A 21502-nucleotide genomic window follows, 5' to 3' on the forward strand; every position below is an offset into this window, starting at 1 on the left:
CCCCCACCCCGCATCACCCGACCCCGAAGGAACAGCACGTCATGAACCGCCCCCAGCCCTCCGCCCGTGTCCTGCGCACGGCCGCCGCGGTCGTCGCCGCGGCCATCCTGCTCACCGGATGCGCCACCACCGCCTCGTCGAACACCCCCTCGGCGAACTGCACGCCCAAGGACGCCGGTCTCACCACCTTCACCCCCGGCACCCTGACCGTCGGCGTACCGGAGAACCCGCCGTACACGAAGCTCGACGGCACGACCGCGTCGGGTGAGGAGATCCAGATCATCGAGAAGCTGGCCGCCGCCGAGTGCCTCTCGGTCGCCTATGTGCCGATCACCTACGCCAACGGCATCGCGATGATCACGAGCCAGAAGCGCACCGACATCATCACCGGCGGCTGGTACGTCACCGCCGCCCGCGCGGCGCAGGTCGGCTTCACCACCCCGACGTACTACGACCAGATGGCGATCATCTCGAAGTCCGGCATCGACACGGTGTCGGGCCTGGAGACCATCGGCGCGGTCGGCACCGGCACGGGCTTCTCGTGGCAGGACGACGTCACCAAGATCCTCGGCGACAACCTGAAGCTCTACCCCGGCACGGCAGAGATGAAGCAGGACCTCGAAGCCGGCCGCATCCAGGCGGCGCTCGACGGCTACGCGGTCGCCGCGGCGGCCTACAAGGGCAGCGGCTTCGAGGTGAAGCCCGCGCAGGCGGACTCGCGCGTCGCCATCACGACCAACATGCCGATCATCGCCTTCCCGATCGACAAGGACAACACCGCGTTGTCCAACGCCTTCAGCGCCCTGATCGACCAGTACCGCACCGACGGCACGCTCGCCTCGATCGTCGAGGCCGACGGCCTGTCCGCCTCTCTGGTGGTGCCGGCCGACAAGGCCGCGACCGCCCTGCGTTGACATCGAGTGGGGCGCCGGCGACCCCGGTGCCCCACTCCCGAGCGAGAAGCCGACATGAACCAGAACCTCATCACCGAATCGAACGAGATCGCTCACGCGGGGGTCGTGATCGAGCATCTGTCGAAGAGCTTCGGCTCGAACCTCGTCCTCGACGACATCTCCATCACCGTCAAGCCCGGCAGCGTGACCGCCCTCATCGGCCCATCGGGCTCGGGCAAGAGCACGCTGCTGCGCTGCATCAACCTGCTCGAGACCCCGGATGGCGGCACCGTCACCGTCGGCTCCCAGGTCGTGACCGCGGGACGCCGGATCCCCGAGCGGGAGCTTCTCGCGCTGCGCCGCCAGGTCGGCATGGTGTTCCAGTCCTTCAACCTGTTCCCGCACTTCTCCGTGCTGCGCAACGTCGCCTTCCCGCAGGAGCGCATCCTCGGGCGCAGCCGGGCCGAGGCCGAAGAGCGGGCGCTGACCCTGCTCGAGCGCGTCGGTCTCAAGGACAAGGCGCACCACCACCCCGCACAGTGCTCGGGCGGTCAGCAGCAGCGCATCGCCATCGTGCGCGCGCTCGCGCTCTCCCCCCGGGTGATGCTGTTCGACGAGCCCACCAGCGCCCTCGACCCGGAGGTGGGCGTCGAGGTGCTCGCCGTGATGCGCGAGCTCGCCGACGCGGGCATGACGATGATCGTCGTCACCCACGAGATGCAGTTCGCCCGCGAGGTCTCCGACCACCTCGTCGTGATGGCCGACGGCCACATCGTCGAGGAGGGCGACCCGGCCGGCATCATGGCCGAACCGCAGGAGGAGCGCACCCGCCGGTTCCTCAACGCGGTGCTGGAGCGTTGACGTGGAGGTGATCGGAATCGTCCTGCTGGGGCTGCCGATGACGCTTCTCGTCACCGCGGCATCCTTCGCCTTCGGGGCGATCGGCGGGATCCCGCTGATGCTCGGGCTGCGCTCGCGTCACCGCGTCGTGCGGCTCGCTGTGCGCCTGGTGGTCGACGTGATCCGCGGCGTGCCGACGATCGTCTGGCTGTTCCTGCTGTACTTCGGGTTCGCGATCGGGGTGTTCCGCTTCAGCTCGCTGGGCGCCGCGATCGTCGGGCTCGGCGTCATCTCGAGCGCGTACCTGGCCGAGATGTACCGCGGCGGGTTCGCGACCCTTCCGAAGGGGCAGCTCGAAGCGGCGCAGGCGCTCGGGCTCGGCCGGCGCACGACGTTCGTACGGGTGCTCGCACCGCAGGCCCTGCGCACCGCGCTGCCGTCGGCGGCGACATACCTGATGGCCCTCATCAAGGATTCGTCGATCGCGTCGACGGTCGGCGTGATCGAGATGGTCGCCGCGGCGACCGCCTACTCACGCCAGAACCCCGGCACGGCGGGTCTCACGCCGTTCCTCGCGGCCGCGGCGGTCTACGTCGTGATCAGCGTCCCGCTCGCGATCGCGACCCGGCGCCTCGACGCCCGCCTGTCGAGGAGTCACGCATGAACCTCGCCGACTACCTCCCCCAGCTCGGCCAGGGCCTGCTCGTCAGCCTCCAGCTCACCGTGATCTCGGTGGTCGCGGGGTATGCGATAGGCCTCGCGTTCGCGCTCGGCGTCGCCTCGCGCAATCCCTGGCTGCGCTGGCCGGCTCTCGTGCTCGTCGAGGTGGGCCGCAGCATCCCCGCCCTCGTCGTGCTGTACATCGTCTACTACGGCCTGCCGTCGGTGGGCATCCTGCTCGACTCGTTCCCGGCCGCGGCCGCCGGTCTCACCTTCACCGCCGCGGCGTACTCGTCGGAGATGTTCCGTGCGGGAATCCGCTCGGTGCCCAAGGGGCAGACCGAGGCCGCCCTCGCTCTCGGGCTCTCGCGCCGGTCGGTGTTCGGCCGAGTGGTGCTGCCGCAGGGGCTGCGCTCGGCGATCCCGCCGCTCATGGGGCTCGCCATCCAGTCGTTCCAGGGAACCTCGCTCGCCTACTCGATCTCGGTCAACGAGTTGATGAGCCAGGCGTATCAGATCAGCGCGGTGACGTTCCAATACCTGCAGGTCTACGCGATCACGGGTCTGATCTACGTGATCATCGCGGTGCCGTCGACGTGGGCGTCTGTCTACGTCGAGCACCGCCTCGCCCGTGGACAGGCCTGAGGAGAGAGATGACCCACCTCACCTGGCTCGAGGCCACGCACGGCGACGAGCGGTACCGGCCCCTGTGGGAGTTCCTCGACCGACAGGTGCGTGCCCTCGTCGCGGATCGCGCCGAGGTCGCCCTGACCCATGTCGGCGTCGATGCGGGCGGCATCCGCACACCCGCCAACCGCATGATGTCGGATGCCGCGATCCTCGCGACCGCGCTCGAGATCGATGCCCGCACGCAGACCGACGCGGTCGTGATCGGATGCTGGGGTGCGCCGACCGAGATCGTGCGCTCCGGCGTCGCCCGGCCCGTGTCGAGCCTGCCCGACGGCAGCGTTCGCGCGGTCGGCTCCCTCGCCCGTCGGGCCGTGCTCATCACCGTGTCACCGACGCTGGTGCCGATCTTCGCCGACGACCTGGTGCGCCTCGGTGCCACGGGATTCCTGCCGGAGCGGCCCGTGCGTGCCTACGACCCCGAGTCGACGCTCGATGACGTCGTGGCCGCGATCGACGATCCGCGGGCGTTGATCGCGAGATTCGACGCGGTGGCGAAAGCGGCGGTCGCCGACGGCGCCGACGCGATCGTCGTCGGCTGCGGCTACCTCGCCCCGCTGTTCACCTGGCACGGCTACACGCACGTGTCGGGCCACCCCGACGTGCCCGTGCTCGACTGCAACCGCCTCGCCGTGGAGCACGTGTTCGCACTCCTCGCGCTGGAGGCGGCCGGCATCTCGCCGACCGGTCGCGGCTACCCGCGCCCGCGCGGCGCCCGGGCCGCGGCGCTCGCCGCTACCGGCGGCCGCCTGCGGGGCCCCGAGACATCCCCTGACCTCTCCACCCTCACGATCGAAGGAACACACGCATGACCCGCTACTGCGTCATCGGTGCCGGTGCCGCCGGCATGTCCGCCCTCCGCCAGCTGCGCGACGCCGGGTACGACGTCGACTGCTTCGAGAAGACCGACCGCGTCGGTGGGCACTGGAACACCGATTACGACGCCCTGCACCTGATCACGTCCCGTGACATGACCGGCTTCGAGGGCTTCCCGATGCCGAGTGACTACCCGCACTTCCCGCGGCGCACGCAGATCCGCGACTACCTCAACGCCTACGCCGACGAGGCCGAGCTGCGGGACGGCGTCACGTTCAGCGTCGAGGTCGAATCGGTCGTGCCGGTCGCGACCGACGGCCCGGTCGGGTCCGCCGGCTGGACCGTGACGCTCACGGGCGGCGAGAAGCGCGACTATGACGGGGTCGTGGTCGCGAACGGTCACCTCTGGGACCCGAAGGTGCCCGCGATCGCCGCACGCTTCACCGGCACGCAGCTGCACTCGGGTCGCTACCACAACACCGACGACATCGTCGGCGACCGCGTGCTCGTCGTCGGTGCGGGCAACTCGGGCTGCGACCTCGCAGTGGACGCCGCGCAGCACCGCATCGACGCCGACATCGTCGTGCGCGAGGGCATGTACTTCCAGCCGAAGAGCTACTTCGGGGTGCCGCGGCAGGAGGTGACGTGGATGGCGCAGTTCTCCGCCGACGAGCAGGACCTCATCGCACGCCTGCTCGCACGGGTGTCGATCGGCGAGTGGAAGGACTACCCGGGTCTGCCGGAGCCCGCCTACCGCACGCTCGCCGAGGGCCGCACGGTCGTCAACGACCTGCTGCTGTACTGGATCCACCACGGTCGTGTGCGCGTGGTCCCCGGCATCGCGGACATCGAGGGCACGTCGGTGACGTTCACCGACGGCACCTCGCGCGAGTACGAGACGATCCTGTGGGCGACGGGCTTCCACGCCTCCCTGCCGTTCCTCGACGACGCACTCGTGCCCCGCCGGTCCGGCACCCCGCTGCGCTTCGCCGCGGGCATCGTGCCGCAGGGGCTCGAGAAGCTGTACTACGTCGGACTCTCCGCTCCGCGGGGGCCGCAGCTTCCGGTCTACGGCGTGCAGTCGAAGGTCGTGCTGCGCATCATCGGGCTGCACGAGGCATCCGCCGAAGGCTTCGCGCCCGTCGCCGACTACCTCGGCCGCTTGCAGGAGGCCGACGACCGCATCGACATCGTGCGCGCCGTCTGGAACGACCAGCTCGCCGACACCCATCGTCTGCTCGACGCGCTCGTCGCCGCGCGCGAGGAGGCCGCGTCTCCGGCGGCATGACCGTGCCGGGGTGCGGGGTCTAGCCTGACCCCGTGCCCCCTGCCGTCTCCGCCGGTCTGCTCGTGCACCGCCGCGGTGCGGCCGGGCTCGAGGTGCTCATCGCGCACATGGGCGGGCCGTTCTGGTCGCGCCGCGACGAGGGGGCGTGGTCGCTTCCGAAGGGCGAGTTCGATCCCGACGCCGAGACGCCGGCGGATGCCGCGGTCCGCGAGTTCCGCGAGGAACTGGGCGTCGACCCGCCCGCGGGCGATCGCGTGCTGCTGGGGGAGTTCCGGTACGGCAGCGGCAAGCGCGTGACGGTGTTCGCCGTCGCCGCGGGGGAGTGGGAGGCATCCGATCTCGTCTTCGGCGAGTTCGAGATGGAGTGGCCGCCGCGCTCGGGGCGCGTCGCGCGCTTCCCCGAGGTCGACCGGATCGCGTGGGCGGCACCGGCCGACGCGGAGCGCCTGCTCGTCGCCGGTCAGCGTCCCGCGCTCGCCGCACTGCGCGCCCGTCTGGGCGGCGCCTGACGAACCGCGCTACGCGCCGCCGCGCGCCCGCCATTCGTCGATGAGCGCGGGCATGCGCTCGGCGAGGAAGCGGAAGAACTCCGCGAGATCGCGTGCCCGGGCGACCGCGTCGGCGTCGGTGTCGTCCTGGGCGTCGCCGATCTCGTCGATCGCGGTCGCGAGGCGCGCGTACACGGGCGCGTTGAGGGCGACGGAGCTGTAGAAGCCGTCCTGCACGATCTCGTAGCGATCGCGGCGGTCGCCGGGAACAGAGCGTCGGTGCACGAAACGCAGTGTCACCAGGTAGCGCACCGCCCCCGACACCGCCGCGGGGCTCACTCCGAGGCGGTCGGCGAGCTCGGCCGCCGTGTACCCCGTGGCCGGGGCCGCGACGAGCGCCATCATCACGCGGGCCGGCATCCGTGCCATGCCAGCCGCGGTCATCATGGCCGCGGCTTGCTCGGCGGGCTCAAGGGCGCGATGGGCGGGGAGCGTCATCCGTCACCGGCCAGTTCGCGGCGCCGCATGAGGGCCAGGGATGCCGCACCTCCGATGAGGACCGCGGCCACCAGCCACCACAGCCCTTGCACGTCGGTTCCCGAGCCGGTGACGGTGGGCGCCGCGGCGATCGGTGCAAGGTGCACGATCCAGTCGGGCAGCCGGTAGAGCGGGCCGAAGAGGCCGACGACCGTGGCCAGCCCGACGAGCGTCCAGCCGACGGCGAGTGTCGCCCGGGGCAGCACCGTGAGCACGAGCGCCGTGACCACGATGAACACCAGCGCGGCGACGAACTGCCCGGCGCCGACGACCACCGCGTCACCGAACAGCGACCAGTCGGGCGCGCTCTGTCCGGCCAGGCCCGCCGCCGCCCCGACGATCGCGCCGCCGACGGTCGCCGCCGCGCCGATCGTGGCGATCGCGACGTAGTCGGCCAGCCAGCGCACCCGCCCGACCGGTGTCGCGAGCAGAGCCTCGACCGTGCCATGCGCCTCCTCCTGGCGGGCGCGCCCGACGATCTGCACGCCGCAGCAGGCGGCGAGCACACCCACGAGCGTGAAGAAGATGACGATCGCGCCGACCGCGAGCGAGCCGCCCTGCGTCAGCGCGGCGAGCAGTTGCTCGACGGACGGCAGCTGGGTCGCCGCCTGCGACAGCACCGACGACAGGCTCGTCGCGAGTAGCCCCGACACGAAGCCCCCGATCGCCCAGCCGAGGATCGCCGGCCACGTGAGCGCCCATACGAGCCCGGTCGAGCTCGACAGTGCCGCGCCGGCCGTCGCGCGCGCCCGCCGTTCGGGCAGCAGGCTCTCGCCGAGGTCGCGCACCGACTGCAGGGCGACGGATGCCGCGGCCAGCCCGGCCGCGACGAGTGCGCAGAGCGCGACCGGCCACAGGTTGTCGTCGGCCCAGGGTCGCGCGTTCTCGATCCACCCGTACGGCGAGAACCAGGCGAGCGGGGCGCTCTGGATGCGCTGGAGGTCGGCGGAGGGTGTGCCGAGCGCGTTGCCGATCCCCGCGACGAGGTAGGCGACGAGCATCACCCACACGCCGAACGCGTTGGCGCTGCGGCCCGACGCGAAGACCTGCGCGCCGATCAGTCCGACCCCGTAGGCGAAGAACCCGAGCGCTCCGCTGCCGAGACCGGCGACGAGGCTGCCCGTGGCGGGCAGCCCGCACGCGAGGAACGCGACGGCGACGAGCATGGCGAGCAGCGCGTTGGCGATGAGGCCGTGCACGATCGTCGCGACGAGCGGGGCGACGCGTCCGGCGGGGGTCGCGGCCACGAGCTCGGTGCGGCCGGCGTCCTCGTCGGCGCGGGTGTGGCGCACGGCCATGAATGAGCTCATGAACGCGGCCATCATCGCGAGGAACGGGAGGATCAGGAACCCCGTGAATGCGCCGAGGTCCGCGCTCGACGGCAGCCCGCGGAACAGCATGATGACGGGGTTCGCGGCCGCGGTGGCGAGCAGGTTCACGCGGTCCGTCTCGGTGCCGTACGACCCGTTCACGGCGGAGACCGTGAACGCCGCGAGCATGGCGGTGCCGCCGATCCAGATGACGAACTGCCAGAGGTCGCGCCGCAGCCGCTGGCGCAGCAGGGTGATCATCGCACGGACCCGGCAGTGAGGTCGTCGCCGTAGTGCCGCAGGAAGAGCTCCTCGAGCGAGGGCGGCTCGATGCGCAGGCCCGTCACCTGACGGGTCGCGAGCTCGGGCAGCACGGATGCCACGGCGTCGCTGTCGACGGTGAACCGCACCCGACCGTCGGCGACGCTCATGTCGTGGGCCTCGGCGATGCCGTCGGCGGTCGCGCCTGACGCGTCGAACGACACCTCGGTGCGGGTCAGGTGCCGGAGGTCCGCGAGCGTGCCGGCCTCCACGACCTTCCCGGCGCGGATGATGCTGACCCGGTCGCACAGCTGCTCGACCTCGGAGAGGATGTGGCTCGAGAGCAGCACGGTGGCGCCGGCATCCTTCACCCGGGTCACCTCGCGTCGGAACACGACCTCCATGAGCGGGTCGAGACCGCTCGTCGGCTCGTCGAGGATGTAGAGCTCGGCGGGCACGCTGAAGGCCGCGATGAGCGCCACCTTCTGCCGGTTCCCCTTCGAGTACGCGCGGCCCTTCTTGCGCGGGTCGAACGCGAACACGTGCTCGAGGCGCTCGCGCTCGGTGCGGTAGGCGGCCGAGCGGGTGTCGGCGCCGCGCAGGCGGGCGAGCACGTCGATCGACTCGCCGCCGGAGAGGTTCGGCCACACGTTCACGTCGCCCGGCACATACGCGAGTCGCCGGTGCAGTGCCACCGCGTCGCGCCACGGGTCGCGGCCGAAGACCGCGGCGGTGCCGCCGCTCGCGCGGGCGAGCCCCAGGAGGATGCGGATGGTGGTCGACTTGCCGGCCCCGTTGGGTCCGAGGAAGCCGTGGATGTCGCCGGCGCCGACCGCAAGGTCGAGGCCGTCGAGGGCGTTCTGGCGCCCGTAGCGCTTCACGAGTCCGGTGGTGCGGATGACATCGCTCATGGCGCTGAAGCTACGCCGATTTCACAAAACTGTGAAGAGTGCGGACCGTGTCAATCCAGTCGCTCGATGACCGTCGCATTCGCCATGCCCGCGCCCTCGCACATCGTCTGCAGGCCGAACCGGCCGCCCGTCGCCTCCAGCTCGCCGACGAGGGTCGTGAGCAACCGCGTGCCCGAGGAGCCGAGGGCGTGTCCCAGGGCGATCGCGCCGCCCCGCGGGTTGAGGCGCGCGGGGTCGGCGCCGGTCTCGGCGAGCCAGGCGAGCGGCACGGACGCGAACGCCTCGTTGACCTCGAACGCGTCGATGTCGTCGATCGACAGACCCGTGCGCTGCAGCACCTTCGCGGTCGCCGGGATCGGTCCCGTCAGCATCATGATCGGGTCGTCGCCGACGACCGAGAAGCCGACGAAGCGGGCGCGGGGTCGCAGCCCCAGGCGCTCTGCGGCCTCGCGCGACATGATGAGCGCGGCCGAGGCGCCGTCGGTGAGCGGCGACGAGTTGCCCGCGGTCACCCGCCAGCCGATCTGCGGGAACCGCGCCGCGATCGCCTCGTCGACGAACGACGCCGGCAGACCCGCGAGCCCGCCGGCGGTGGTCGCCGGCCGCACGGTCTCGTCGGTGCGGTGCACGACGGGGGAGCCCGTGGCATCCGTCACCGTCACCGGCACGATCTCGTCGTCGAACAGACCGGATGCCGCGGCCGCCGCGGCGCGCGCGTGGGAGAGCGCGGCGAAGTCGTCGAGCTGCGCACGCGAGAGGTTCCACTGCGCCGCGATGAGCTCGGCCGAGATGCCCTGGTGCACGAGGCCGTCGGGGTAGCGCTCCCGCAGGCGCGGTCCGAGCACGTCGCGGCCGATCGCGGAGGTGCCGAGCGGGAGGCGGCTCATCGACTCGACGCCGCAGGCGATCACGATGTCCTGGCTGCCGGAGATGATCGCCTGCGCTGCGAACGTCGCCGCCTGCTGGCTCGACCCGCACTGGCGGTCGATCGTGGTGCCGGGCACGTGCTCGGGGAAACCCGCCGCGAGCAGGGCGTTGCGGGTGACGTTGGAGGACTGCTCGCCGACCTGCGCGACGCAGCCGCCGATCACGTCGTCGACGAGGGCCGGGTCGATGCCGGTGCGGTCGACGAGCGCGGTGAGCACGGTCGCGAGCAGGTCGACGGGGTGCGCGCCCGAGAGCGCTCCGCCGGGCTTTCCGCGACCCGATCCCGTGCGCACGACGTCGACGATGACGGCTTCGGCCATGGGAGCTCCTTCGCGGCAGGGCGGATGCCGCCAGCCTACGCCCGGGCGGCGCCGGCGGCTCGGGTCCCCTGCGTATACGCAGAGCGCGACATACTCGAACCTGCTGGCCGGACTCAAGGGCTGAATGTATACACTAACGATAGCCAGCGACGAGGGAGGAGCGGCATGCGCGCCAGCGATCACGCCTACACGACCCTCCTCGACGAGATCCAGTCCGGAGCCCTCGCCCCCGGCACGGTGCTCGCCGAGCCCGCCCAGTCCGCCCGCCTCGGGGTGAGCCGCACTCCGCTGCGCGCGGCGCTCGCGCGCCTCGCCGCCGACGGCCTCGTCGCGCAGGCCTCGCCGCGCGTGACCGTCGTCACGGGGGTGGATGCCGCCGACATCTGTGCGCTCTTCGAGATCCGCCGAGCGCTGGAGGAGACCCAGGCGCGCCTCGCCGCCGAGCGCGCCGACGCGGCCGTGTTCGCGGCGTTCGCCGCCGACTTCGACCACGCCCGCCTCGAGGGCGACGAGGGGCGGGACGCCTACTACGCGCTCATCGCCCGGTTCGACGCCGCGCTCGACGCCGCCGTCGGCAACGACTACCTGGTGGCGGCCCTGCGCACCGTGCGCACCCACCTCGTGCGCGTGCGCCGGCTCGCCCGCGACAAGCCCGAACGCCTCGCCGCCTCGGTCGCCGAGCACCGCGTCATCGCCGATGCGATCGCCCGGCGCGACGCCGACCTCGCCGCCCACGCCACGCACGTGCACCTGCACAACGCGCTCACCAGCATCCTCGCCTCGCTCGCCGCCGACAGCGCATCCGCCGACGCATCCGTCGGCGGATGCGCTGTCGGCGGCGAGCGAGGCGAGGATGCTGGTGAGCGCGTTGTGCAGGTGCACGTGCGTGGCGTGGGCGGCGAGGTCGGCGTCGCGCCGGGCGATCGCATCGGCGATGACGCGGTGCTCGGCGACCGAGGCGGCGAGGCGTTCGGGCTTGTCGCGGGCGAGCCGGCGCACGCGCACGAGGTGGGTGCGCACGGTGCGCAGGGCCGCCACCAGGTAGTCGTTGCCGACGGCGGCGTCGAGCGCGGCGTCGAACCGGGCGATGAGCGCGTAGTAGGCGTCCCGCCCCTCGTCGCCCTCGAGGCGGGCGTGGTCGAAGTCGGCGGCGAACGCCGCGAACACGGCCGCGTCGGCGCGCTCGGCGGCGAGGCGCGCCTGGGTCTCCTCCAGCGCTCGGCGGATCTCGAAGAGCGCACAGATGTCGGCGGCATCCACCCCCGTGACGACGGTCACGCGCGGCGAGGCCTGCGCGACGAGGCCGTCGGCGGCGAGGCGCGCGAGCGCCGCGCGCAGCGGAGTGCGGCTCACCCCGAGGCGGGCGGACTGGGCGGGCTCGGCGAGCACCGTGCCGGGGGCGAGGGCTCCGGACTGGATCTCGTCGAGGAGGGTCGTGTAGGCGTGATCGCTGGCGCGCATGCCGCTCCTCCCTCGTCGCTGGCTATCGTTAGTGTATACATTCAGCCCTTGAGTCCGGCCAGCAGGTTCGAGTATGTCGCGCTCTGCGTATACGCAGGGGACCCGAGCCGCCGGCGCCGCCCGGGCGTAGGCTGGCGGCATCCGCCCTGCCGCGAAGGAGCTCCCATGGCCGAAGCCGTCATCGTCGACGTCGTGCGCACGGGATCGGGTCGCGGAAAGCCCGGCGGAGCGCTCTCGGGCGCGCACCCCGTCGACCTGCTCGCGACCGTGCTCACCGCGCTCGTCGACCGCACCGGCATCGACCCGGCCCTCGTCGACGACGTGATCGGCGGCTGCGTCGCGCAGGTCGGCGAGCAGTCCTCCAACGTCACCCGCAACGCCCTGCTCGCGGCGGGTTTCCCCGAGCACGTGCCCGGCACCACGATCGACCGCCAGTGCGGGTCGAGCCAGCAGGCGGCGACGTTCGCAGCGCAGGCGATCATCTCCGGCAGCCAGGACATCGTGATCGCCTGCGGCGTCGAGTCGATGAGCCGCCTCCCGCTCGGCACCTCCGCGATCGGCCGCGACGTGCTCGGACCGCGCCTGCGGGAGCGCTACCCCGACGGCCTCGTGCACCAGGGCATCTCGGCCGAGCTCATCGCGGCGCAGTGGAACCTCTCGCGTGCGCAGCTCGACGACTTCGCCGCGCTCTCCCACGCGCGCGCCGCGGCGGCCGCGGCATCCGGTCTGTTCGACGACGAGATCGTGCCGGTGACGGTGACGGATGCCACGGGCTCCCCCGTCGTGCACCGCACCGACGAGACCGTGCGGCCGGCGACCACCGCCGGCGGGCTCGCGGGTCTGCCGGCGTCGTTCGTCGACGAGGCGATCGCGGCGCGGTTCCCGCAGATCGGCTGGCGGGTGACCGCGGGCAACTCGTCGCCGCTCACCGACGGCGCCTCGGCCGCGCTCATCATGTCGCGCGAGGCCGCAGAGCGCCTGGGGCTGCGACCCCGCGCCCGCTTCGTCGGCTTCTCGGTCGTCGGCGACGACCCGATCATGATGCTGACGGGACCGATCCCGGCGACCGCGAAGGTGCTGCAGCGCACGGGTCTGTCGATCGACGACATCGACGCGTTCGAGGTCAACGAGGCGTTCGCGTCCGTGCCGCTCGCCTGGCTCGCCGAGACCGGCGCCGACCCCGCGCGCCTCAACCCGCGGGGCGGCGCGATCGCCCTGGGACACGCCCTCGGCTCCTCGGGCACGCGGTTGCTCACGACCCTCGTCGGCGAGCTGGAGGCGACGGGCGGCCGGTTCGGCCTGCAGACGATGTGCGAGGGCGCGGGCATGGCGAATGCGACGGTCATCGAGCGACTGGATTGACACGGTCCGCACTCTTCACAGTTTTGTGAAATCGGCGTAGCTTCAGCGCCATGAGCGATGTCATCCGCACCACCGGACTCGTGAAGCGCTACGGGCGCCAGAACGCCCTCGACGGCCTCGACCTTGCGGTCGGCGCCGGCGACATCCACGGCTTCCTCGGACCCAACGGGGCCGGCAAGTCGACCACCATCCGCATCCTCCTGGGGCTCGCCCGCGCGAGCGGCGGCACCGCCGCGGTCTTCGGCCGCGACCCGTGGCGCGACGCGGTGGCACTGCACCGGCGACTCGCGTATGTGCCGGGCGACGTGAACGTGTGGCCGAACCTCTCCGGCGGCGAGTCGATCGACGTGCTCGCCCGCCTGCGCGGCGCCGACACCCGCTCGGCCGCCTACCGCACCGAGCGCGAGCGCCTCGAGCACGTGTTCGCGTTCGACCCGCGCAAGAAGGGCCGCGCGTACTCGAAGGGGAACCGGCAGAAGGTGGCGCTCATCGCGGCCTTCAGCGTGCCCGCCGAGCTCTACATCCTCGACGAGCCGACGAGCGGTCTCGACCCGCTCATGGAGGTCGTGTTCCGACGCGAGGTGACCCGGGTGAAGGATGCCGGCGCCACCGTGCTGCTCTCGAGCCACATCCTCTCCGAGGTCGAGCAGCTGTGCGACCGGGTCAGCATCATCCGCGCCGGGAAGGTCGTGGAGGCCGGCACGCTCGCGGACCTCCGGCACCTGACCCGCACCGAGGTGTCGTTCGACGCGTCAGGCGCGACCGCCGACGGCATCGCCGAGGCCCACGACATGAGCGTCGCCGACGGTCGGGTGCGGTTCACCGTCGACAGCGACGCCGTGGCATCCGTGCTGCCCGAGCTCGCGACCCGTCAGGTGACGGGCCTGCGCATCGAGCCGCCCTCGCTCGAGGAGCTCTTCCTGCGGCACTACGGCGACGACCTCACTGCCGGGTCCGTGCGATGATCACCCTGCTGCGCCAGCGGCTGCGGCGCGACCTCTGGCAGTTCGTCATCTGGATCGGCGGCACCGCCATGCTCGCGGCGTTCACGGTCTCCGCCGTGAACGGGTCGTACGGCACCGAGACGGACCGCGTGAACCTGCTCGCCACCGCGGCCGCGAACCCCGTCATCATGCTGTTCCGCGGGCTGCCGTCGAGCGCGGACCTCGGCGCATTCACGGGGTTCCTGATCCTCCCGTTCCTCGCGATGATGGCCGCGTTCATGAGCTCATTCATGGCCGTGCGCCACACCCGCGCCGACGAGGACGCCGGCCGCACCGAGCTCGTGGCCGCGACCCCCGCCGGACGCGTCGCCCCGCTCGTCGCGACGATCGTGCACGGCCTCATCGCCAACGCGCTGCTCGCCATGCTCGTCGCCGTCGCGTTCCTCGCGTGCGGGCTGCCCGCCACGGGCAGCCTCGTCGCCGGTCTCGGCAGCGGAGCGCTCGGGTTCTTCGCCTACGGGGTCGGACTGATCGGCGCGCAGGTCTTCGCGTCGGGCCGCAGCGCCAACGCGTTCGGCGTGTGGGTGATGCTCGTCGCCTACCTCGTCGCGGGGATCGGCAACGCGCTCGGCACACCCTCCGCCGACCTCCAGCGCATCCAGAGCGCCCCGCTCGCCTGGTTCTCGCCGTACGGGTGGATCGAGAACGCGCGACCCTGGGCCGACGACAACCTGTGGCCGGTCGCGCTCTGCGCACTCGTCGCGGCCGGGCTGGCCGCGGCATCCGTCGCCCTGCAGTCGGTGCGCGACCTCGGCGAGAGCCTGCTGCCCGAACGGCGGGCGCGCGCGACGGCCGGCGCGGCACTGTCGAGCTCGACCGGGCTCGTATGGGCGCTCACGTGGCCGGCGATCCTCGGCTGGGCGATCGGGGGCTTCGTGTCGGGGCTACTCGCGACGAGCCTGTCGTCGGTGCTGTCGCAGGCGGCGACCCAGCTGCCGTCCGTCGAGCAACTGCTCGCCGCGCTGACGCAGGGCGGCTCGCTCGCGGTCGGCGCGATCGTCATCTTCTTCACGCTCGTGGGTGTGCTCGCCGCCTGCTGCGGCGTGCAGATCGTCGGGCGCGCCCGCCAGGAGGAGGCGCATGGCACGGTCGAGGCTCTGCTCGCGACACCGGTCGGGCGGGTGCGCTGGCTGGCCGACTACGTCGCGATCGCCACGATCGGCGCGGCGGCGACCGTCGGCGGCGCGATCGTCGGGGCGGCGGCGGGCCTGGCCGGACAGAGCGCGCCCGACTGGTCGCTGTTCGGTGACGCGGTGGTCGTCGGCGCCGGGCAGTTCGTCGCCGCGCTGGTGTTCATCGTGGTCACGGCGCTCGTGCTCACGGTGCTGCCCCGGGCGACACTCGCCGTCGGCTGGACGCTCGTCGGGCTGGCCACGGTCGTCGGCCTCTTCGGCCCGCTCTACCGGCTGCCCGACTGGATCGTGCACCTTGCACCGATCGCCGCGGCGCCCACCGTCACCGGCTCGGGAACCGACGTGCAAGGGCTGTGGTGGCTGGTGGCCGCGGTCCTCATCGGAGGTGCGGCATCCCTGGCCCTCATGCGGCGCCGCGAACTGGCCGGTGACGGATGACGCTCCCCGCCCATCGCGCCCTTGAGCCCGCCGAGCAAGCCGCGGCCATGATGACCGCGGCTGGCATGGCACGGATGCCGGCCCGCGTGATGATGGCGCTCGTCGCGGCCCCGGCCACGGGGTACACGGCGGCCGAGCTCGCCGACCGCCTCGGAGTGAGCCCCGCGGCGGTGTCGGGGGCGGTGCGCTACCTGGTGACACTGCGTTTCGTGCACCGACGCTCTGTTCCCGGCGACCGCCGCGATCGCTACGAGATCGTGCAGGACGGCTTCTACAGCTCCGTCGCCCTCAACGCGCCCGTGTACGCGCGCCTCGCGACCGCGATCGACGAGATCGGCGACGCCCAGGACGACACCGACGCCGACGCGGTCGCCCGGGCACGCGATCTCGCGGAGTTCTTCCGCTTCCTCGCCGAGCGCATGCCCGCGCTCATCGACGAATGGCGGGCGCGCGGCGGCGCGTAGCGCGGTTCGTCAGGCGCCGCCCAGACGGGCGCGCAGTGCGGCGAGCGCGGGACGCTGACCGGCGACGAGCAGGCGCTCCGCGTCGGCCGGTGCCGCCCACGCGATCCGGTCGACCTCGGGGAAGCGCGCGACGCGCCCCGAGCGCGGCGGCCACTCCATCTCGAACTCGCCGAAGACGAGATCGGATGCCTCCCACTCCCCCGCGGCGACGGCGAACACCGTCACGCGCTTGCCGCTGCCGTACCGGAACTCCCCCAGCAGCACGCGATCGCCCGCGGGCGGGTCGACGCCCAGTTCCTCGCGGAACTCGCGGACCGCGGCATCCGCCGGCGTCTCGGCGTCGGGATCGAACTCGCCCTTCGGAAGCGACCACGCCCCCTCGTCGCGGCGCGACCAGAACGGCCCGCCCATGTGCGCGATGAGCACCTCGAGCCCGGCCGCACCGCGGCGGTGCACGAGCAGACCGGCGGAGACGGCAGGGGGCACGGGGTCAGGCTAGACCCCGCACCCCGGCACGGTCATGCCGCCGGAGACGCGGCCTCCTCGCGCGCGGCGACGAGCGCGTCGAGCAGACGATGGGTGTCGGCGAGCTGGTCGTTCCAGACGGCGCGCACGATGTCGATGCGGTCGTCGGCCTCCTGCAAGCGGCCGAGGTAGTCGGCGACGGGCGCGAAGCCTTCGGCGGATGCCTCGTGCAGCCCGATGATGCGCAGCACGACCTTCGACTGCACGCCGTAGACCGGAAGCTGCGGCCCCCGCGGAGCGGAGAGTCCGACGTAGTACAGCTTCTCGAGCCCCTGCGGCACGATGCCCGCGGCGAAGCGCAGCGGGGTGCCGGACCGGCGGGGCACGAGTGCGTCGTCGAGGAACGGCAGGGAGGCGTGGAAGCCCGTCGCCCACAGGATCGTCTCGTACTCGCGCGAGGTGCCGTCGGTGAACGTCACCGACGTGCCCTCGATGTCCGCGATGCCGGGGACCACGCGCACACGACCGTGGTGGATCCAGTACAGCAGCAGGTCGTTGACGACCGTGCGGCCCTCGGCGAGCGTGCGGTAGGCGGGCTCCGGCAGACCCGGGTAGTCCTTCCACTCGCCGATCGACACCCGTGCGAGCAGGCGTGCGATGAGGTCCTGCTCGTCGGCGGAGAACTGCGCCATCCACGTCACCTCCTGCCGCGGCACCCCGAAGTAGCTCTTCGGCTGGAAGTACATGCCCTCGCGCACGACGATGTCGGCGTCGATGCGGTGCTGCGCGGCGTCCACTGCGAGGTCGCAGCCCGAGTTGCCCGCACCGACGACGAGCACGCGGTCGCCGACGATGTCGTCGGTGTTGTGGTAGCGACCCGAGTGCAGCTGCGTGCCGGTGAAGCGTGCGGCGATCGCGGGCACCTTCGGGTCCCAGAGGTGACCGTTCGCGACCACGACCCCGTCATAGTCGCGCTTCTCGCCGCCCGTGAGCGTCACGGTCCAGCCGGCGGACCCGACCGGGCCGTCGGTCGCGACCGGCACGACCGATTCGACCTCGACGCTGAACGTGACGCCGTCCCGCAGCTCGGCCTCGTCGGCGTAGGCGTTGAGGTAGTCGCGGATCTGCGTGCGCCGCGGGAAGTGCGGGTAGTCACTCGGCATCGGGAAGCCCTCGAAGCCGGTCATGTCACGGGACGTGATCAGGTGCAGGGCGTCGTAATCGGTGTTCCAGTGCCCACCGACGCGGTCGGTCTTCTCGAAGCAGTCGACGTCGTACCCGGCGTCGCGCAGCTGGCGGAGGGCGGACATGCCGGCGGCACCGGCACCGATGACGCAGTAGCGGGTCATGCGTGTGTTCCTTCGATCGTGAGGGTGGAGAGGTCAGGGGATGTCTCGGGGCCCCGCAGGCGGCCGCCGGTAGCGGCGAGCGCCGCGGCCCGGGCGCCGCGCGGGCGCGGGTAGCCGCGACCGGTCGGCGAGATGCCGGCCGCCTCCAGCGCGAGGAGTGCGAACACGTGCTCCACGGCGAGGCGGTTGCAGTCGAGCACGGGCACGTCGGGGTGGCCCGACACGTGCGTGTAGCCGTGCCAGGTGAACAGCGGGGCGAGGTAGCCGCAGCCGACGACGATCGCGTCGGCGCCGTCGGCGACCGCCGCTTTCGCCACCGCGTCGAATCTCGCGATCAACGCCCGCGGATCGTCGATCGCGGCCACGACGTCATCGAGCGTCGACTCGGGGTCGTAGGCACGCACGGGCCGCTCCGGCAGGAATCCCGTGGCACCGAGGCGCACCAGGTCGTCGGCGAAGATCGGCACCAGCGTCGGTGACACGGTGATGAGCACGGCCCGACGGGCGAGGGAGCCGACCGCGCGAACGCTGCCGTCGGGCAGGCTCGACACGGGCCGGGCGACGCCGGAGCGCACGATCTCGGTCGGCGCACCCCAGCATCCGATCACGACCGCGTCGGTCTGCGTGCGGGCATCGATCTCGAGCGCGGTCGCGAGGATCGCGGCATCCGACATCATGCGGTTGGCGGGTGTGCGGATGCCGCCCGCATCGACGCCGACATGGGTCAGGGCGACCTCGGCGCGATCCGCGACGAGGGCACGCACCTGTCGGTCGAGGAACTCCCACAGGGGCCGGTACCGCTCGTCGCCGTGCGTGGCCTCGAGCCAGGTGAGGTGGGTCATCTCTCTCCTCAGGCCTGTCCACGGGCGAGGCGGTGCTCGACGTAGACAGACGCCCACGTCGACGGCACCGCGATGATCACGTAGATCAGACCCGTGATCGCGTAGACCTGCAGGTATTGGAACGTCACCGCGCTGATCTGATACGCCTGGCTCATCAACTCGTTGACCGAGATCGAGTAGGCGAGCGAGGTTCCCTGGAACGACTGGATGGCGAGCCCCATGAGCGGCGGGATCGCCGAGCGCAGCCCCTGCGGCAGCACCACTCGGCCGAACACCGACCGGCGCGAGAGCCCGAGAGCGAGGGCGGCCTCGGTCTGCCCCTTGGGCACCGAGCGGATTCCCGCACGGAACATCTCCGACGAGTACGCCGCGGCGGTGAAGGTGAGACCGGCGGCCGCGGCCGGGAACGAGTCGAGCAGGATGCCCACCGACGGCAGGCCGTAGTAGACGATGTACAGCACGACGAGGGCGGGGATGCTGCGGCCCACCTCGACGAGCACGAGAGCCGGCCAGCGCAGCCAGGGATTGCGCGAGGCGACGCCGAGCGCGAACGCGAGGCCTATCGCATACCCCGCGACCACCGAGATCACGGTGAGCTGGAGGCTGACGAGCAGGCCCTGGCCGAGCTGGGGGAGGTAGTCGGCGAGGTTCATGCGTGACTCCTCGACAGGCGGGCGTCGAGGCGCCGGGTCGCGATCGCGAGCGGGACGCTGATCACGACGTAGACCGCCGCGGCCGCGAGGAACGGCGTGAGACCCGCCGTGCCGGGGTTCTGGCGTGAGTAGGCGGTCGCCGCGGCGACCATCTCGATCACGCCGACCGTCGACGCGATCGACGAATCCTTGATGAGGGCCATCAGGTATGTCGCCGCCGACGGCAGCGCGGTGCGCAGGGCCTGCGGTGCGAGCACCCGTACGAACGTCGTGCGCCGGCCGAGCCCGAGCGCCTGCGCCGCTTCGAGCTGCCCCTTCGGAAGGGTCGCGAACCCGCCGCGGTACATCTCGGCCAGGTACGCGCTCGAGATGACGCCGAGCCCGACGATCGCGGCGCCCAGCGAGCTGAAGCGGAACACCCCGATCGCGAACCCGAAGTACAGCAGGAACAGCCAGACGATCGTCGGCACGCCGCGGATCACGTCGACCACCAGGCGCACAGCGAGCCGCACGACGCGGTGACGCGAGCGCAGCCCGAGCATCAGCGGGATCCCGCCGATCGCCCCGAAGGCGAAGGATGCCGCGGTGACGAGAAGCGTCATCGGCAGCCCCAGCAGGACGATTCCGATCACCTCCACGTCAACGCTCCAGCACCGCGTTGAGGAACCGGCGGGTGCGCTCCTCCTGCGGTTCGGCCATGATGCCGGCCGGGTCGCCCTCCTCGACGATGTGGCCGTCGGCCATCACGACGAGGTGGTCGGAGACCTCGCGGGCGAACTGCATCTCGTGGGTGACGACGATCATCGTCATGCCCGCGTCGGCGAGCTCGCGCATCACGGCGAGCACCTCGACGCCCACCTCCGGGTCGAGGGCGCTGGTGGGCTCGTCGAACAGCATCACCCGGGGGGAGAGCGCGAGCGCGCGCACGATGGCGATGCGCTGCTGCTGACCGCCCGAGCACTGTGCGGGGTGGTGGTGCGCCTTGTCCTTGAGACCGACGCGCTCGAGCAGGGTCAGCGCCCGCTCTTCGGCCTCGGCCCGGCTGCGCCCGAGGATGCGCTCCTGCGGGAAGGCGACGTTGCGCAGCACGGAGAAGTGCGGGAACAGGTTGAAGGACTGGAACACCATGCCGACCTGGCGGCGCAGCGCGAGAAGCTCCCGCTCGGGGATCCGGCGTCCCGCGGTCACGACCTGGGAGCCGACGGTGACGGTGCCGCCATCCGGGGTCTCGAGCAGGTTGATGCAGCGCAGCAGCGTGCTCTTGCCCGAGCCCGATGGGCCGATGAGGGCGGTCACGCTGCCGGGCTTGACGGTGATGGAGATGTCGTCGAGGACGAGGTTCGAGCCGAAGCTCTTCGACAGATGCTCGATCACGACCCCCGCGTGAGCGATCTCGTTCGATTCGGTGATGAGGTTCTGGTTCATGTCGGCTTCTCGCTCGGGAGTGGGGCACCGGGGTCGCCGGCGCCCCACTCGATGTCAACGCAGGGCGGTCGCGGCCTTGTCGGCCGGCACCACCAGAGAGGCGGACAGGCCGTCGGCCTCGACGATCGAGGCGAGCGTGCCGTCGGTGCGGTACTGGTCGATCAGGGCGCTGAAGGCGTTGGACAACGCGGTGTTGTCCTTGTCGATCGGGAAGGCGATGATCGGCATGTTGGTCGTGATGGCGACGCGCGAGTCCGCCTGCGCGGGCTTCACCTCGAAGCCGCTGCCCTTGTAGGCCGCCGCGGCGACCGCGTAGCCGTCGAGCGCCGCCTGGATGCGGCCGGCTTCGAGGTCCTGCTTCATCTCTGCCGTGCCGGGGTAGAGCTTCAGGTTGTCGCCGAGGATCTTGGTGACGTCGTCCTGCCACGAGAAGCCCGTGCCGGTGCCGACCGCGCCGATGGTCTCCAGGCCCGACACCGTGTCGATGCCGGACTTCGAGATGATCGCCATCTGGTCGTAGTACGTCGGGGTGGTGAAGCCGACCTGCGCCGCGCGGGCGGCGGTGACGTACCAGCCGCCGGTGATGATGTCGGTGCGCTTCTGGCTCGTGATCATCGCGATGCCGTTGGCGTAGGTGATCGGCACATAGGCGACCGAGAGGCACTCGGCGGCGGCCAGCTTCTCGATGATCTGGATCTCCTCACCCGACGCGGTCGTGCCGTCGAGCTTCGTGTACGGCGGGTTCTCCGGTACGCCGACGGTCAGGGTGCCGGGGGTGAAGGTGGTGAGACCGGCGTCCTTGGGCGTGCAGTTCGCCGAGGGGGTGTTCGACGAGGCGGTGGTGGCGCATCCGGTGAGCAGGATGGCCGCGGCGACGACCGCGGCGGCCGTGCGCAGGACACGGGCGGAGGGCTGGGGGCGGTTCATGACGTGCTGTTCCTTCGGGGTCGGGTGATGCGGGGTGGGGG

At 71.9% G+C, this 21502-nt stretch carries 22 protein-coding genes and 2 pseudogenes; 12 read left to right on the forward strand and 12 right to left on the reverse strand.

Features of this window, described 5'->3' with window-relative positions:
* The 7 genes from RR49_RS01545 to RR49_RS01515 all read left to right on the forward strand — a co-directional run.
* A partial coding sequence (locus tag RR49_RS01545) for a substrate-binding periplasmic protein (protein WP_211255124.1) occupies positions 1 to 914 on the forward strand: 914 nt, incomplete at its 5' end.
* A 54-nt stretch (positions 915 to 968) separates the two neighbouring features.
* Positions 969 to 1754 (forward strand): amino acid ABC transporter ATP-binding protein, encoded by a 786-nt coding sequence (locus RR49_RS01540; RefSeq protein WP_045246079.1) that lies wholly within the window; start codon positions 969 to 971, stop codon positions 1752 to 1754.
* Position 1755: 1 nt separating this feature from the next.
* Entirely contained in the window at positions 1756 to 2397 is a 642-nt protein-coding gene (locus RR49_RS01535) for an amino acid ABC transporter permease (RefSeq protein ID WP_048809439.1), read from the forward strand.
* Complete coding sequence (locus tag RR49_RS01530; RefSeq protein ID WP_045246081.1) at positions 2394 to 3038, forward strand: amino acid ABC transporter permease; 645 nt, start codon at positions 2394 to 2396, stop codon at positions 3036 to 3038. Before RR49_RS01535 ends, RR49_RS01530 begins: the two co-directional genes overlap by 4 nt.
* Positions 3039 to 3046: 8 nt before the next feature.
* Entirely contained in the window at positions 3047 to 3892 is an 846-nt protein-coding gene (locus RR49_RS01525; RefSeq protein ID WP_045246083.1) for an aspartate/glutamate racemase family protein, read from the forward strand.
* Positions 3889 to 5184: a flavin-containing monooxygenase gene (locus RR49_RS01520; protein WP_045246085.1), complete on the forward strand. Its 1296-nt coding sequence runs from the start codon at positions 3889 to 3891 to the stop codon at positions 5182 to 5184. The genes RR49_RS01525 and RR49_RS01520 overlap by 4 nt, the downstream gene beginning before the upstream one ends.
* A 32-nt stretch (positions 5185 to 5216) precedes the next feature.
* Entirely contained in the window at positions 5217 to 5693 is a 477-nt protein-coding gene (locus RR49_RS01515; protein WP_045246087.1) for an NUDIX hydrolase, read from the forward strand.
* Between the two features lie 9 nt (positions 5694 to 5702).
* On the opposite strand, the gene RR49_RS01510 is transcribed toward RR49_RS01515, so the two are convergent.
* From RR49_RS01510 to RR49_RS15785, 4 genes are read right to left on the reverse strand one after another with little or no spacing between them, the layout of a single operon-like run.
* Positions 5703 to 6119 (reverse strand): GbsR/MarR family transcriptional regulator, encoded by a 417-nt coding sequence (locus RR49_RS01510; RefSeq protein WP_245610929.1) that lies wholly within the window; start codon positions 6117 to 6119, stop codon positions 5703 to 5705.
* 47 nt (positions 6120 to 6166) lie between these two features.
* Positions 6167 to 7780 carry an ABC transporter permease gene (locus RR49_RS01505; protein ID WP_045246091.1) on the reverse strand — a complete coding sequence of 538 codons (1614 nt, stop codon included), beginning with the start codon at positions 7778 to 7780 and terminating at the stop codon, positions 6167 to 6169.
* The gene (locus RR49_RS01500; RefSeq protein WP_045246093.1) at positions 7777 to 8691 is read right to left on the reverse strand and encodes an ABC transporter ATP-binding protein; all 915 of its coding nucleotides are present in this window, start codon (positions 8689 to 8691) and stop codon (positions 7777 to 7779) included. Before RR49_RS01500 ends, RR49_RS01505 begins: the two co-directional genes overlap by 4 nt.
* 50 nt (positions 8692 to 8741) lie before the next feature.
* Positions 8742 to 9938 carry a thiolase family protein gene (locus RR49_RS15785; RefSeq protein ID WP_045246094.1) on the reverse strand — a complete coding sequence of 399 codons (1197 nt, stop codon included), beginning with the start codon at positions 9936 to 9938 and terminating at the stop codon, positions 8742 to 8744.
* 165 nt (positions 9939 to 10103) lie between these two features.
* Between RR49_RS15785 and RR49_RS15780 the strand changes: the two are divergent.
* Positions 10104 to 10724 (forward strand): annotated as a pseudogene (locus RR49_RS15780) (GntR family transcriptional regulator); the annotation flags it as partial.
* 144 nt (positions 10725 to 10868) lie between these two features.
* On the opposite strand, the pseudogene RR49_RS15775 reads toward RR49_RS15780, so the two are convergent.
* A pseudogene (locus RR49_RS15775) lies at positions 10869 to 11540 on the reverse strand (GntR family transcriptional regulator); the annotation flags it as partial.
* A gap of 24 nt (positions 11541 to 11564) precedes the next feature.
* On the opposite strand from RR49_RS15775, the gene RR49_RS01490 reads away from it, so the two are divergent.
* The 4 genes from RR49_RS01490 to RR49_RS01475 are packed head-to-tail and all read left to right on the forward strand — an operon-like array spanning position 11565 to position 15800.
* Positions 11565 to 12761 (forward strand): thiolase family protein, encoded by a 1197-nt coding sequence (locus RR49_RS01490; RefSeq protein ID WP_045246094.1) that lies wholly within the window; start codon positions 11565 to 11567, stop codon positions 12759 to 12761.
* A gap of 50 nt (positions 12762 to 12811) precedes the next feature.
* Complete coding sequence (locus RR49_RS01485) at positions 12812 to 13726, forward strand: ABC transporter ATP-binding protein (protein ID WP_045246093.1); 915 nt, start codon at positions 12812 to 12814, stop codon at positions 13724 to 13726.
* Positions 13723 to 15336, forward strand: a complete 1614-nt coding sequence (locus RR49_RS01480) for an ABC transporter permease (RefSeq protein WP_045246091.1) — start codon at positions 13723 to 13725, stop codon at positions 15334 to 15336. The genes RR49_RS01485 and RR49_RS01480 overlap by 4 nt, the downstream gene beginning before the upstream one ends.
* A gap of 47 nt (positions 15337 to 15383) precedes the next feature.
* The gene (locus RR49_RS01475; protein ID WP_245610929.1) at positions 15384 to 15800 is read left to right on the forward strand and encodes a GbsR/MarR family transcriptional regulator; all 417 of its coding nucleotides are present in this window, start codon (positions 15384 to 15386) and stop codon (positions 15798 to 15800) included.
* 9 nt (positions 15801 to 15809) lie between these two features.
* Here the strand turns inward: RR49_RS01475 and RR49_RS01470 are convergent, their stop codons facing one another.
* The 7 genes from RR49_RS01470 to RR49_RS01440 all read right to left on the reverse strand — a co-directional run.
* A complete protein-coding gene (locus RR49_RS01470; protein ID WP_045246087.1) occupies positions 15810 to 16286 on the reverse strand; it encodes an NUDIX hydrolase in 477 nt (158 codons plus the stop codon).
* 32 nt (positions 16287 to 16318) lie between these two features.
* The gene (locus RR49_RS01465) at positions 16319 to 17614 is read right to left on the reverse strand and encodes a flavin-containing monooxygenase (protein ID WP_045246085.1); all 1296 of its coding nucleotides are present in this window, start codon (positions 17612 to 17614) and stop codon (positions 16319 to 16321) included.
* Complete coding sequence (locus RR49_RS01460; RefSeq protein WP_045246083.1) at positions 17611 to 18456, reverse strand: aspartate/glutamate racemase family protein; 846 nt, start codon at positions 18454 to 18456, stop codon at positions 17611 to 17613. The genes RR49_RS01465 and RR49_RS01460 overlap by 4 nt, the downstream gene beginning before the upstream one ends.
* 8 nt (positions 18457 to 18464) lie before the next feature.
* A complete protein-coding gene (locus tag RR49_RS01455) occupies positions 18465 to 19109 on the reverse strand; it encodes an amino acid ABC transporter permease (protein WP_045246081.1) in 645 nt (214 codons plus the stop codon).
* The gene (locus RR49_RS01450) at positions 19106 to 19747 is read right to left on the reverse strand and encodes an amino acid ABC transporter permease (RefSeq protein ID WP_048809439.1); all 642 of its coding nucleotides are present in this window, start codon (positions 19745 to 19747) and stop codon (positions 19106 to 19108) included. Before RR49_RS01450 ends, RR49_RS01455 begins: the two co-directional genes overlap by 4 nt.
* Position 19748: 1 nt before the next feature.
* Positions 19749 to 20534 carry an amino acid ABC transporter ATP-binding protein gene (locus RR49_RS01445; RefSeq protein ID WP_045246079.1) on the reverse strand — a complete coding sequence of 262 codons (786 nt, stop codon included), beginning with the start codon at positions 20532 to 20534 and terminating at the stop codon, positions 19749 to 19751.
* A gap of 54 nt (positions 20535 to 20588) precedes the next feature.
* A partial coding sequence (locus tag RR49_RS01440; protein WP_211255124.1) for a substrate-binding periplasmic protein occupies positions 20589 to 21502 on the reverse strand: 914 nt, incomplete at its 5' end.

Source organism: Microbacterium ginsengisoli (genome assembly GCF_000956535.1).
Taxonomy (GTDB): Bacteria; Actinomycetota; Actinomycetes; order Actinomycetales; family Microbacteriaceae; genus Microbacterium; species Microbacterium ginsengisoli.